This is a genomic window from Streptomyces sp. MNU89 (assembly GCF_020982505.1).
GTDB lineage: Bacteria > Actinomycetota > Actinomycetes > Streptomycetales > Streptomycetaceae > Streptomyces > Streptomyces xinghaiensis.
Map to the genome: position 1 here is coordinate 2,212,793 of NZ_JAJKLL010000001.1, position 12,324 is coordinate 2,225,116.

Genomic DNA, 12,324 nt, shown 5'->3' on the forward strand with positions numbered 1-12,324 from the left:
CACGACATCTAAGGGGTTAGGCATGGTTGAGATCCGCCATCAGTACGCGACAGTGCGGGGACATCGCGTCTTCTACCGCGAGGCAGGAGCCCGCGAGGCCCCCACACTCGTCCTCCTGCACGGATTCCCCACCAGCTCCCGCATGTTCCGCCATCTCATCCCGGCACTGGCCGACCGGTTCCACGTCATCGCCCCCGACCACCTCGGCTTCGGCAACTCCGATGCCCCGCCCGCGGACGCCTTCACCTACACCTTCGACTCCCTGACCGACATCACCGAAGCCCTGCTGGCCCGGCTCGGCGTCACCCGCTATGCCGTGTACGTCCAGGACTACGGCGCACCCATCGGCTGGCGGCTCGCCCTGCGCACCCCGGACGCGATCACCGCGGTGATCACACAGAGCGGCAACGCCTACGAGGACGGCTTCGTACCGGATTTCTGGGCGCCCCTCTGGGCGTACGGCGAGAATCCGGGCCCCCGGACCGAACCCGCCGTCCGTACCGCCCTCTCGCCCGACGCCATCCGCTGGCAGTACCTGCACGGAGTGGACCGGCCCGAGCTGGTCGACCCCGACACCTGGGCCGCCGACCACCGCGAGGTCAGCCGGCCGGGCAACGATCTCGTGCAACTCGCCCTGTTCCGCGACTACGCCGGCAACCGGCCCCTCTACCCCCGGGTGCACGCCTACTTCCGGGAACGCCGGGTTCCGCTCCTCGCGGTCTGGGGCGCGGGCGACGAGATCTTCGGCCCGGACGGAGCGCGCGCCTTCGCCCGGGACCTGCCGGACGCGGAGATCCATCTGGTCCCCGGAGGCGGGCACTTCCTGCTCGAAAGCCACCTGGACACCGTGGCCGGGTATATCCGCGGGTTCCTGACCGTCGCCGCGTCACGGCATGAAGTCCGCGAAGAGTCCCAGGACGGGTGAACTGGCTGTTCGGAACCGGGGTCCGGCCGGGACACGCGGCTCCGCCCGACGGTGCGGCGACCGGCCGGCCGCGAGGCCGGGCACACCGGCCCCGCGCTCAGCCGTCCGTGCCGTCACCGCCCCGGCCGGCGGGCCGCCCGGCCGTCGCCCGCATCAGGCAGAGCCCGCGCTAGCTCAGCCCCGCGCGCCGTGCCCGTTCCACCGCCGGGCCGATGGCCTTGGCGACGGCCTCCACGTCGGCCGCCGTCGAGGTGTGCCCCAGCGAGAAGCGCAGCGTGCCGCGCGCCTGCTCGGGGCTCGCGCCGGTGGCCAGGACGACATGGCTCGGCTGGGCGACCCCGGCCGTGCAGGCGGAGCCGGTCGAGCACTCGATGCCCTGGGCGTCGAGCAGGAGCAGGAGCGAGTCGCCCTCGCAGCCGGGGAAGGAGAAGTGCGCGTTGGCGGGGAGCCGCCCGGCCGGGTCGGGGTCGCCGCCGAGGATGGCGTCCGGCACCGCCTCGCGCACGGCCTCCACCAGCGCGTCGCGCAGCGCGCCGATCACCCGTGCGAACTCGGCGCGGTGTTCGGCGGCATGGCGGCCGGCCGCGGCGAAAGCGGCCACCGCCGGGACGTCGAGGGTGCCGGAGCGCACCTGGCGTTCCTGGCCACCGCCGTGCAGCAGCGGCACGGGCGCCAGATCGCGGCGGAGCAGCAGCGCCCCGATGCCGTAGGGGCCGCCGATCTTGTGGCCGGAGACGGTGAGGGCGCTCAGCCCGGAGGCGGCGAAGTCGAGCTCGACCTGGCCGAACGCCTGCACGGCGTCGGAGTGCACGGGGATGCCGTACTCGGCGGCGACGGCGGCCAGTCCGGCGACCGGCATGACCGTGCCGATCTCGTTGTTGGCCCACATCACGGTCACCAGCGCGACGTCGTCCGGGTTCCGTTCGACCGCCTCGCGCAGGGCCTCGGGGTGCACGCGCCCGACGGAGTCCACCGGCAGGTACTCCACGCGGGCGCCCTCGTGCTCGGCGAGCCAGTCGACGGCGTCCAGCACGGCGTGGTGTTCGACGGGACTGGCAAGGACCCGGGTGCGCTGCGGTGCGGCGTCCCGCCGGGCCCAGTAGAGGCCCTTCACCGCGAGATTGTCCGATTCCGTACCCCCGGAGGTGAACACCACCTCGCTGGGCCGCGCCCCGAGGGCGGCCGCGAGCGACTCGCGGGACTCCTCGACGGTGCGCCGGGCCCGCCGCCCGGCCGCGTGGAGGGAGGAGGCGTTGCCGGTGACGGCGAACTGGGCGGTCATCGCCGCCACCGCCTCGGGAAGCATGGGCGTCGTGGCGGCGTGATCGAGGTAGGCCATGGTGCGCACGATTCTACGAGGGACGGTACGGGCGGAAGGCCGCCCCCGGCCCGTACCGCGCGCTCCGGTCAGCCGGCGGTGCCCGGCGGGCGGTTCTCCGGCGGGCTCACCCGGCACGTGCTTCCCGGCGGGCGTTCCCGGCCGTCAGCCGAGCTGCGCCCTGGCGAGCTGGCGGGACTGGGCGACGAGGCGGTCCCGGCTGTCCCAGACCTCGGCGTCCTCCTCCAGGAAGCCGCCCGCGAGATTACGGGTGGTGATGGCGACGCGCAGCGGGCCCGGCGCCGGGCGGCTGCGGATGTGGGCGGTGAGTTCGACGGTGGGGACCCAGCCGGAGATACCCATCTCGAAGGCGGTGGGCGGCAGGGCGTCGACGGCCAGCAGCAGGGAGAGCGGGTCGGCGTCGCGACCGTCGGCGAGCCGGAACCAGGCCCGCATCTCGCCGTTGCCGGAGGGCTTGCCGCGCGCCCAGCCGGCGGTCGCCGGGTCCAGCCGGACGTCGAGCCGGCCGGCGATCTCGGTGGCGCCGAGCAGGGCGCTGACCTCGTCGTCCGCGTGCCGGGCGCCGAGGCACTCCTCGAAGGGCGGCATGGCGGGCGGCTTGGCGGTGGTGCGGACGTCGTCGGGGAGGGCCCCCAGGTCCCCGTAGCCGGCGACCACGCGCAGCCGCTCCACCTCGGCGCCGTTCTCGTCGAGTTGTGTGAGGGACGCCTGGCCGGTGGAGAGGGTGCGGCCGGTGCGCACCACCTCGGTGCGGATCCGTGCCGGGCCGGGGCGGGAGGCGGTGAGGTAGTGGGCGGTGACGGTGAAGGGGTCGGAGTGCGGCAGGACCTCACCGAGGGCGCGGCCCGCCATGGCGAGGAGGTATCCGCCATTGACGGCGTGAATGATCGTCCAGGCGGACGACAGCTCCGCGTCATGCACGCCGGGCTCGCGCGGCGTCACCGCCGTGTCCCGGTCGAACTCGCTGTTCCCGATGGTTGCCTGTGCCATGGGCTGTACGGTACACCGAAAAAGTTACTGACCGGTAGACAGTAGTTGTCCATGACAGCGGTGAGCCGACGGACGCCGCCGGGGCCTGCCCGGCCGCGCGCCGGGCATGTGCGGACGTGCCCGGTGCAGTGCGCGAGGTGCGGCGCCGGCGCCCGGATCCCAGGGCACGGGCCGGGCAGGCCCCGGGCCCTACGCCTCCTCCGCCGCCGACGACCTGCGGTGCCAGGCCCGGGGCGCCCGCCAGCCGAACCGGATCGCGCAGAGCCTCAGCAGGAAGGCGGCGAGCGCGGAGAGCGCGCTGGAGACCGGGTTGAGCGCCCCGAAGTGGATGAGCAGCGCGGCCAGCGACGCCCCCACGATGGCCGGGACGGCGTAGATCTCCCGGTCCCAGCGGAGCAGCGAGGGCACCTCGTTGGCCAGGACGTCCCGGACGACGCCGCCGCCCGCGGCCGTCACCACGCCCAGCACGGCCGCGAACGGCAGCCCCAGCCCGTATTCGTACGCCTTGGTGGTGCCGACGACGCAGAACAGCCCGAGCCCCGCCGCGTCGAAGACGGCCACCGCCCGGTTGATCCGCTCCACCTGCGGATGGAGGAAGACCACGAGCACGGTGGCGAGCAGCGGCGTGACCAGATAGCCGAGGTCGGTGAAGGCCGCGGGCGGCACGGCGCCGATGATCAGGTCACGGATCAGCCCGCCGCCCGTCGCCGTGGCCATGGCGAGCACCGCGATGCCGAAGACGTCGAAGTTCTTGCGCACGGCGAGCAGCGCGCCGGAGATCGCGAAGACGAAGATCCCGGCGATGTCCAGCGCCTGCAGCACGGAGGGGGTGAACAGATCGGTGAGCACCCGGCGATTCTGCCCTGTGCCGCCGCGGCCATCCCCGGTGTGACGTGCGGCGGCGCGGGCGGTCCGGGGTTCCGGGCCGCCCGCGCCGCGCTGTGTCCGGGCGCTGCCGGGGGCGTCAGACGCTCTCGGCGGCCTTCTCGGTCTCCTCGGACTCCTCGGCGTTCCCGGCGGTCACCGTCCCGGGTTCGACGACCGTGGCCGCGCTGTTCATCCGGACGGTGCCGGCCGCGATCTCGGCGGCGTAGTGGCACGCCACCTTGTGGCCGCCGCCCAGGTCCCGCAGCTCCGGGCGCTCGGTGTCGCAGCGCGTCTCCTGCTTCCACGGGCACCGGGTGTGGAACCGGCAGCCGGCGGGCGGGGTGGCGGGCGACGGCAGGTCGCCGGTGAGCAGGATGCGCTCGCGGCTGTCCTCGACCACGGGGTCGGGGATCGGCACCGCCGACATCAGGGCCTTGGTGTACGGGTGGAGCGGTTCGGCGTACAGCCCGTCGCTGGGCGCCTCCTCCACCAGCGAGCCGAGGTACATCACCCCGATGACGTCGGAGATGTGCCGGACCACGGCGAGGTCGTGGGCGATGACCAGATAGGTCAGCCCCATCGACCGCTGCAGCTCCTCCAGCAGGTTGATCACCTGGGCCTGGATGGAGACGTCCAGCGCGGAGACCGGCTCGTCGCAGATGATCACGTCGGGTTCCAGCACCAGCGCCCGCGCGATGCCGATGCGCTGCCGCTGGCCGCCGGAGAACTCGTGCGGATAGCGGGAGAGCGCGTTGGACGGCAGGCCGACCTTGGCCAGGATCTCCCGGATGCGGGCGCGGCGCTCCTCGCGGTCGGCGCCGATGCCGTGCGCGGCCATGCCCTCGGAGAGGATCGACTCGATGTTCTGCCGCGGGTCGAGGCTGCCCAGCGGGTCCTGGAAAACCATCTGCACCCGGCGGCGGAACTTGCGCATCTCCTCCTCGGGGAGGTGCGCCAGGTCGGTGCCGTCGAGGACGACGTTGCCGTCGGTGATGTCCACCAGCCGCAGGACGGCCCGGCCCAGGGTCGTCTTGCCGCAGCCGGACTCGCCCACCAGGCCGTAGGTCTGGCCCGCCTCGACGGAGAGCGAGACGCCGTCGACCGCGTAGACGTGGCCCACCGTGCGGTCGAAGACGATGCCCTTCTTCAGGGGGAAGTGGACCTTCACCCCGTCCAGTTTCAGCAGGCTCATGAGGTGGCCTCCGTCTTCTCGGTCGCGGCTGCCCCGGCGGCGGTGGCGTTCTTCTCGTCCCCGGCGGCGCCGGACTCCGCGCCGGACTCGGTTCCCGGCGCCGGCCCGGCGGTGTCACCGTCCTCCGCCACCACCTCGTCCGGCAGGATGTGCGGGGCCTCGATCACGGCCACGTCACCCGAACCGGCCGCATCCAGCACCGGGTTGACACACCGCACCCGGTGCCCCGGCGTGCGCGGTTCGGTCAGCTCCGGGGTGCCCTGGAGGCATTCCAGGGTGTAGTGGTCGCAGCGCGGCGCGAAGGCGCAGCCGTCCGCCCAGGCGATGTTGTCGTTGATGGAGCCCCGGATGGGGTTCAGCGGCTCGCCGCGCGGGGCGTCGAGCCGGGGTATGGAGCCCAGGAGCCCGTTGGCGTACGGGTGGGTGGGTGCGGCGAACAGCTCGCGCCGTCCCGCCGACTCCACGACCTTGCCCGCGTACAGGACGTTGACCTCGTCGCAGAGCCCGGCGACCACCCCGAGGTCATGGGTGATCATCAGCAGGGCGGTGCCCTCCTCGTCCACCAGTTCCTTGAGCAGTTCCAGGATCTGCGCCTGGATGGTGACGTCCAGGGCGGTGGTCGGCTCGTCGGCGATCAGCAGCCGGGGCGCGCAGGCCACGGCCATGGCGATGAGCGCCCGCTGCCGCATCCCGCCGGAGAGCTGGTGCGGGTACTCCTTGAGCCGCCGGTACGGGTCGGGGATGCCGACCCGGTCGAGCAGCGAGGCGGCCTCCTTCCGCGCGGCCCGCCCCTTGAGCCCCCGGTGCCGGGTCAGGATCTCGGTGACCTGGATGCCGATGGGGACCACGGGGTTCAGCGAGGAGAGCGGGTCCTGGAAGATCATCGCGAGCTGCGAGCCGCGCATCTCGCGCATCTTGGCGTCGCTCAGCCCGAAGAGATCGGTGCCGTCGAACTCGGCCCGCCCCCCGACCTTCACGCCGCGCCCCGGCAGCAGCCCCATCAGGGCGAGCGAGGTGACGCTCTTGCCGCAGCCGGACTCGCCGACGAGGCCCACGACCTCGCCCTCGCCGACGGAGAAGGACACACCCGACACGGCCCGCACGTCGCGGCGTCCGCGTGCGGTGAAGGTGACGGTCAGTTCGTCCACGGAAAGCAACGACATGTCATCAGCTCCGCAGTTTCGGGTCGAGGGCTTCGCGCATGGCCTCGCCGAGGAGGGTGAAGCCGAGGGCCGTGATGATGATGCCCACCGAGGGGTAGACCGCGAGCATCGGCGCCGAGTCGAAGAAGCCCTGCGCCTGGGCCAGCATGACGCCCCACTCCGGGACGGCCGCGTCCGGGTTGCCCAGCCCCAGGTACGACAGGGCGGCGGCCTCGATGATGGCGGTGGCCAGGCTCAGCGTGGCCTGCACGATCACCGGGCTCAGCGAGTTGGGCACGATGTGGCCGAGCACGATACGGCGCTTGCGCACGCCCAGCGCCCGGGAGGCGAGGACGTAGTCGGAGCCGCCCTGGGCCAGCATCGATCCGCGCAGCAGCCGGGCGAAGATGGGGATCTGCACCACACCGACCGCGATCATCACGGTGGTGAGGCTCTGCCCGAGGACGGCCGCGACGGAGACCGCCAGCAGCAGCGAGGGCAGCGCCAGCAGCATGTCGATGAAGCGCATGATGACGGAGTCGATCCGGCGCCCGGCGCGCCCGCCGAGCGTGGACGCGGCCCCGGAGGCGATGCCGATCAGGCAGCCGATGGTGAAGCCGAGGAGGGTGGCCACCACGCCGACGAGCAGGGTCTGCCGGGCGCCGACCAGCATCCGGGAGAACTCGTCGCGGGCGAGGTGGTCCAGGCCGAACCAGTTCTCGGCGCGCGGTCCGACGAAGACGGAGCGGGCCGGTATGACCTCGCCGCGCCACAGCTGCGCGGTCGGCGAGTACGGGGCGATCCACGGGCCGATCAGGGCGATCAGGATGAAGAGGGCGATGATGGCGGCCCCGATGATCGCCATCTTGCTGGAGCGCAGCCGGCGGAAGGCCTCGTACCAGAGGCTGTGCCCGGTGGCGGTCTCGGTCTGTGCGGTGAGCTCCGCGAGCCGGTCGATCTTGTCGGTCTTGGTGCTCATCAGTGCACCCGCACTCTCGGGTCAATGAGGTTGTAGGCCAGGTCGACCAGGAGGTTGAGGATCACGTAGGTCAGCGCGATGAAGAGGATGAAGCCGACGAGCACCGGGTAGTCGCGGCCGTCGATGGCGGTCCGCAGGAAGGAGCCGATGCCGCCGAAGGCGAAGACGGACTCGGTGAGCACCGCTCCCGACAGCAGGCTGCCGGTGAGCAGGCCGACGGCGGTGACCACCGGCAGCAGCGCGTTGCGCAGGACGTGCCGGCCGCGGATCACGTGCTGCTGGAGGCCCTTGGACTCGGCGGTGCGGACGTAGTCCTCGCCGAGCACCTCCAGCACGCTGGCCCGGGTCATCCGGACGATGATGGCCAGCGGGATGGACGCGAGGGCCAGGGCGGGCAGCACCAGGTGCGTCAGGGCGTCCCAGGCGGCGTCGAACTCCCCGGTGAGTATGCCGTCCAGGACGTAGAAGCCGGTCACCTCGGTGGCGTTGAGCCCGGTGGACTGCCGGCCGTAGCTGGGGAACCAGCCGAGGTTCACGGCGAAGACGGCCCGCAGGATGAAGGCCAGGAAGAAGACCGGGATGCAGATGCCGAGGAGCGACCCGGACACCGCGGACACGTCGAGCCAGCTGCCGCGGCGCTTGGCCGCGAAGTAGCCGAGGGGGATGCCGACCGCGACGGCGATGAGCATCGCGAAGATGCCGAGTTCCACCGTGGCGGGGAACCGCCGGGCGAACTCCTCCCACACGGGCTGGCCGGTCTGGGTGGAGGTGCCCAGATCCAGCTCTCCCAGCCGCTTGAGGAAGCGGCCGTACTGCACCCATACCGGCTGGTCGAGCCCGAGGGCGCGCTCGATCCGGGCCTTGTCCGCTTCGGTGGCCCGTTCCCCGAGCAGGGCCGCCGCCGGTCCTCCGGGCAGCTTGTTCAGCCAGAGGAAGAGAAGGACGGACAGGCCTAGCAGTGTGGGTATGAGCTGCAGCAGTCTGCGTACTACGAGACGCAACACCCCGCGCTACCCCTTTCTGGTCATGGATCGCAACCACGTCCGCCCGGCCACCTGTGTGCGTGGCCGGGCGGACCTGGACCTGCTCGGTTGTGTTACTTGAAGGAGACCTCGGCGAAGTTCTCCTGCGTCAGCGGGGAGACCTTCGGCGGGTTGACGTCCTTCGCGAAGGCGATGGACGGCGGGGACGAGGAGATCGGCAGGCCGGGCAGGAAGTCCATGATGACCTCATTGGCCTTCTTGTACAGCTCGGTCCGCTTCTCGGCGTCGGGCTCGGAGGAGGCGGCCTTCATGGCGTCGAAGACCTTGTCGTTCTTGAAGCCCCACTGCTTGTCGTAGCCACCGAACCAGGTGCCGATGAAGTTGTAGCCGTCGTTGAAGTCACCGGTCCAGCCCATGAGGTACAGGCTGCACTTGCCGTTCTGGGTGGAGTCCAGGTAGTCCGGGTTCCACTTCATGGCGCGCGGCTTGACCTTGATGCCGACCTTCTCCAGGTCGGTCTTCATCAGCTCGAACATGTCGGCCGGGGCCGGCATGTACGGGCGGGTGACCTCGGTCGGGTAGCAGAAGTCCAGGGTCGGGTTCTTCTCGCCGGCGTCGGCGAGGAGCTGCTTGGACTTCTTGACGTCCTGCTCGTAGACCTTCACGTCGCCCGAGTAGCCGGCGACCGTGTCGGGCATGAACTGGCTGGCCTTGACGCCGCCTTCGGGAAGCTGCGTCTCGACGATGTTGTCCCGGTCGATCGCGTGCGCGATCGCCTCACGGACTTCCTTCTTCTTCAGCAGCTTGTTGTTCTCCTGGTTGAAGCCCAGGTAGAAGATGTTGAAGACGTCGCGGGTCGGGACCTGGAAGCCGTCCTTCTCCAGGGTCTTCACATCGGCGGGCGCGACCAGGTCGTAGCCGTGGATGTCACCGGCCTGCAGCGCCTGGCGGCGGCCCTCCTCGGTGTCGAGGGTGCGGAACACCAGCTTCTCGACACCGGCCTTCTTGCCCCAGTAGTCGTCGAAGCGCTCAAGGGTGATCTCCTTGTTGCCCTTGTTCCACTTCGAGATCTTGAACGGGCCGGTGCCGGCGACCGTGCCGGCCTCCTGGCTGTACTTGGGGTAGGTGATCGCGTCACCCTCGCCCTTCGCCTCCTCCTTCTCGTAGGCGTCGATCGCCTTCGGGGAGTGGATGGCGAGCGCCTGGAGGGAGAAGCCGCCGGGGAGGTTGGCGGTGGCCTCCTTGACCTTGATGACCGGGGTCAGCTCGTCCTCGGCGGTGCAGGAGACGTAGTTCGGCTCGGGCGTCTCCTTGTCCTCGTTCTTCTTGAAGCCGCCCATGATGGTCTGCCAGTAGTAGGAGACCGCGCTGTTCTGGTACGTGCCCGACCAGTTGAACCAGTGGTCGTAGTTCTTGCAGACGGCCTCGGCGGTCAGCTTCTCGCCGTCGTGGAATTCCACGCCCTTGCGGAGCTTGAACGTCCACTCGGTGCCGTCCTCGCTGCCCTCCCAGGACTCGGCCAGGCCGCCGACGAGCTCGCTGCCGCCCGGCTCGTGCTCGATGAGGGCCTCGAAGGCCTGGCGGGTGACGCGGAAGGTCTCGCCGTCGCTGGCCAGGGCGGGGTCGAGGGAGGAGGGGTCGCCCGCGGCACCGAAGATGAAGGTGTCGCCCGCCTCTCCCTTGCCGCCCTCGTCCCGGTCACTGGCGCAGCTGGTCACGGCCAGCCCCATCGCCAAGGTGACCACAACCGCCCGAGCGGCTCTGGATTTTCTTATTCGCATGCTCTACCCCAGGGATGAACGGTATTGAGAGGCGCTGACCGCTCGCACACTACAGACGACTCCGGCGGCGGTGAACAGTCCGCATAGCGGTGATACATACCTGAGACCCGGACAGCGCATATACCGGATATGCCCTGTTCAGGCCCGGTTGACGCGGTGCGCCCCGGCTGGTCTGGAGTGCTATCGCACAGGCATGCGCCGTACGGCGCGGGGCCGTTGAGGCGGTTTCAGCGCGGCGCGGCGCCCGGCAGCATGCCGTGCGGCGGCGGATAGCCGTAGCCGGGGGCGGGACCGGCGCCGGGGACCGCCCCGGCCCCGGGGCCGGCGGCATAGCCCTCACGGTCGAAGAACGGCCGGGAGTTGGCGCGCATCCACAGCGCCACCGGGTCGTACTCGTCGGACAGGGCGACGGTCGACACCGGCAGCCCCTCGGGCACCACGCCGACGGACTGCCCCATCATCCGGCGCACGGACTCCACGGCCTGCGGCCCGTTGTCGTACAGCTCCAGGCCGATGGCCAGATACGGCACGCCGACCGAGGGCTGCACCCAGGCGCGGCGCAGCGCCCGTACGGCGGGCGTGTGGTGGGCGTTCTGCGTCAGCAGGGCGTAGAACTGCGGGATCTCCACGGCCGGTTCGGTGATCCGCAGCGGCCCGGCGGGCAGCCGGTCCAGGCCGGAGGCGACCCGGCGCAGATCGGCCCAGGGGATGCCGACTCCGCCGCCGGGCGCGTGCGGGTTCAGCCACAGGCCCCAGCGGTCGGGGAAGAGGGAGGCGGCGATCTCCCGGCCGCCGACCACCTCGTGCGCCCGGTTCCAGCCGCTGGCGGCCAGCTCCTGGGCAGAGGTCACACAGGGGGCGTAGCCGTAGCCGTCGACCTCCATGTTCCCGTACTGCGCGTCGGGCGCGCCCGGATGGCCGTGCCACAGCAGCATCCACACCTGCCCGTCGGCGAGGGCCCGCAGCAGCGCCTCATAGGCGTCGTACCGGCCGGGCGTCACCTGTGGCAGCAGCTGCTCGATCTGCTCCCTGTCCCCGCCCGCGCTCACCTGGTTCCGCCCCTTCGTCTTGCCTCTCGGCACCGCCGCGGTGCGCGTCCTTCGCGCCCCGCCGGGTCATCCAACCAGCTTACGGACCGGATGCGGCGGCGCCCGCCGCCCTGTCCGCCGTCCGGGTGTCGCCCACCGGCCGTTCGCGGTGCCCGCCGCGCCCGTGTTCGAGCCGCGTCACCCGGCGGTGTGGAAGGGCCGGATCCGTGCGCGCATCCAGTCCGCGACCGGGTCGTGCGCGATGTCCAGCAGGACCATCTGCACGGGCCAGGGCACCGGCACCGCGCCGAGCGCCCGGCCGAGCGCGTCGTGCACCCGGGCCCGGTCCTCCGGTTCGCAGCGGGAGAGTTCGACGCCGACGAAGAGCGCCGGCGGGTCGCCCTCGACACTCGCGAGAGTGCGGCGGGCGGTGAGCACGACCCCCGTTGTGGTGAACTCCCCGGCGGCGGCGGCCAGGAAGTCGACCGGTTCGTCCTGCCAGTCGGGCTCGAAGAGCCGCACCCGCCCGCCGGACGGGACGCCGGGCCCGGTCTCGCCGCGGCCGGTGCGGCACAGCTCGGCCACGGCGGGCGGCGGCAGCGGTACGCCGACGGAGGTGCCGCCCGGGTTGACGGCGATGCCCATCTGCGGCGGCAGCCCGCGGGCGAACTCCCGCGCGGGCGCGACGGTGCAGGGCATGTGCGAGCCCGCACCCCGGAGGAACTCCTCCTCCGAGCTGTAGACGGGGACGCAGGCGATGCCGGCCACGTCCAGGGTGGGCAGGTCCAGGTCCGGGCTGGAGGGCCCGCCGCCGTTCGGCAGCGGCACCCAGATCCGGCTGCGGCCGAGCACCTCGATCAGCCGGGCGCCCGCCCCGGGGACCCCGAGGGAGGCGGCGAGCACCTCTTCCAGTTCGTTGCGGGGGAACCCGCCGGGCAGACCTCCGGACACGCCGGGCATCCCCGCCGGGGCCGGGGTGCGCTCGTGCTGCTCCGGGATGCTCATGCCGTCGATGCTCATGCCGTCCAACCACGTCTCGTCCGCGTCGCCCGGGCGCCGCGGGGCCTGTCGCCCGGAGCCCGGCACGTCTGCGCCGTC

11 protein-coding genes are annotated in these 12,324 nt (G+C 71.8%); 1 reads left to right on the plus strand and 10 read right to left on the minus strand.

All coding sequences use genetic code 11. The features are described from left to right. Positions 1-22 precede the first annotated feature (22 nt). Positions 23-925: an alpha/beta fold hydrolase gene (locus tag E4N63_RS09385; protein ID WP_230240406.1), complete on the plus strand. Its 903-nt coding sequence runs from the start codon at positions 23-25 to the stop codon at positions 923-925. A gap of 169 nt (positions 926-1,094) precedes the next feature. Here E4N63_RS09385 and E4N63_RS09390 read toward each other — a convergent pair whose 3' ends face one another. The 10 genes from E4N63_RS09390 to E4N63_RS09435 all read right to left on the minus strand — a co-directional run bounded on the left by E4N63_RS09390 (position 1,095) and on the right by E4N63_RS09435 (position 12,186). Beyond that, entirely contained in the window at positions 1,095-2,264 is a 1,170-nt protein-coding gene (locus tag E4N63_RS09390; RefSeq protein ID WP_125624332.1) for a cysteine desulfurase family protein, read from the minus strand. A 144-nt stretch (positions 2,265-2,408) separates the two neighbouring features. Continuing rightward, on the minus strand, positions 2,409-3,254 hold the full coding sequence (locus E4N63_RS09395; protein ID WP_125624331.1) for a thioesterase family protein: 846 nt from the start codon (positions 3,252-3,254) through the stop codon (positions 2,409-2,411). Between the two features lie 189 nt (positions 3,255-3,443). After that, complete coding sequence (locus E4N63_RS09400) at positions 3,444-4,103, minus strand: trimeric intracellular cation channel family protein (protein ID WP_019709923.1); 660 nt, start codon at positions 4,101-4,103, stop codon at positions 3,444-3,446. A 115-nt stretch (positions 4,104-4,218) separates the two neighbouring features. Next, positions 4,219-5,313, minus strand: coding sequence for an ABC transporter ATP-binding protein (locus E4N63_RS09405; RefSeq protein WP_125624330.1), 1,095 nt, complete (start codon positions 5,311-5,313; stop codon positions 4,219-4,221). After that, the gene (locus tag E4N63_RS09410; protein ID WP_230240407.1) at positions 5,310-6,476 is read right to left on the minus strand and encodes an ABC transporter ATP-binding protein; all 1,167 of its coding nucleotides are present in this window, start codon (positions 6,474-6,476) and stop codon (positions 5,310-5,312) included. The genes E4N63_RS09405 and E4N63_RS09410 overlap by 4 nt, the downstream gene beginning before the upstream one ends. Positions 6,477-6,480: 4 nt before the next feature. Further along, on the minus strand, positions 6,481-7,434 hold the full coding sequence (locus E4N63_RS09415) for an ABC transporter permease (RefSeq protein WP_125624328.1): 954 nt from the start codon (positions 7,432-7,434) through the stop codon (positions 6,481-6,483). After that, complete coding sequence (locus tag E4N63_RS09420) at positions 7,434-8,438, minus strand: ABC transporter permease (protein WP_019709927.1); 1,005 nt, start codon at positions 8,436-8,438, stop codon at positions 7,434-7,436. The genes E4N63_RS09415 and E4N63_RS09420 overlap by 1 nt, the downstream gene beginning before the upstream one ends. Positions 8,439-8,530: 92 nt before the next feature. Beyond that, positions 8,531-10,198: an ABC transporter substrate-binding protein gene (locus E4N63_RS09425; protein ID WP_125624327.1), complete on the minus strand. Its 1,668-nt coding sequence runs from the start codon at positions 10,196-10,198 to the stop codon at positions 8,531-8,533. Between the two features lie 227 nt (positions 10,199-10,425). After that, positions 10,426-11,247: an enhanced serine sensitivity protein SseB C-terminal domain-containing protein gene (locus E4N63_RS09430; RefSeq protein WP_019709929.1), complete on the minus strand. Its 822-nt coding sequence runs from the start codon at positions 11,245-11,247 to the stop codon at positions 10,426-10,428. Positions 11,248-11,424: 177 nt separating this feature from the next. Next, positions 11,425-12,186, minus strand: a complete 762-nt coding sequence (locus E4N63_RS09435) for an enhanced serine sensitivity protein SseB (protein ID WP_228430261.1) — start codon at positions 12,184-12,186, stop codon at positions 11,425-11,427. Positions 12,187-12,324 lie beyond the last annotated feature (138 nt).

What these genes read in the sequence shown, in the direction of transcription:
- E4N63_RS09410 (WP_230240407.1), bottom strand. Translation starts at nt 6,476, where the DNA reads ATGTCGTTGCTTTCCGTGGACGAACTGACCGTCACCTTCACCGCACGC.
- E4N63_RS09425 (WP_125624327.1), bottom strand. Translation starts at nt 10,198, where the DNA reads ATGCGAATAAGAAAATCCAGAGCCGCTCGGGCGGTTGTGGTCACCTTG.
- E4N63_RS09415 (WP_125624328.1), bottom strand. Translation starts at nt 7,434, where the DNA reads ATGAGCACCAAGACCGACAAGATCGACCGGCTCGCGGAGCTCACCGCA.
- E4N63_RS09395 (WP_125624331.1), bottom strand. Translation starts at nt 3,254, where the DNA reads ATGGCACAGGCAACCATCGGGAACAGCGAGTTCGACCGGGACACGGCG.
- E4N63_RS09385 (WP_230240406.1), top strand. Translation starts at nt 23, where the DNA reads ATGGTTGAGATCCGCCATCAGTACGCGACAGTGCGGGGACATCGCGTC.
- E4N63_RS09390 (WP_125624332.1), bottom strand. Translation starts at nt 2,264, where the DNA reads ATGGCCTACCTCGATCACGCCGCCACGACGCCCATGCTTCCCGAGGCG.
- E4N63_RS09405 (WP_125624330.1), bottom strand. Translation starts at nt 5,313, where the DNA reads ATGAGCCTGCTGAAACTGGACGGGGTGAAGGTCCACTTCCCCCTGAAG.
- E4N63_RS09435 (WP_228430261.1), bottom strand. Translation starts at nt 12,186, where the DNA reads ATGCCCGGCGTGTCCGGAGGTCTGCCCGGCGGGTTCCCCCGCAACGAA.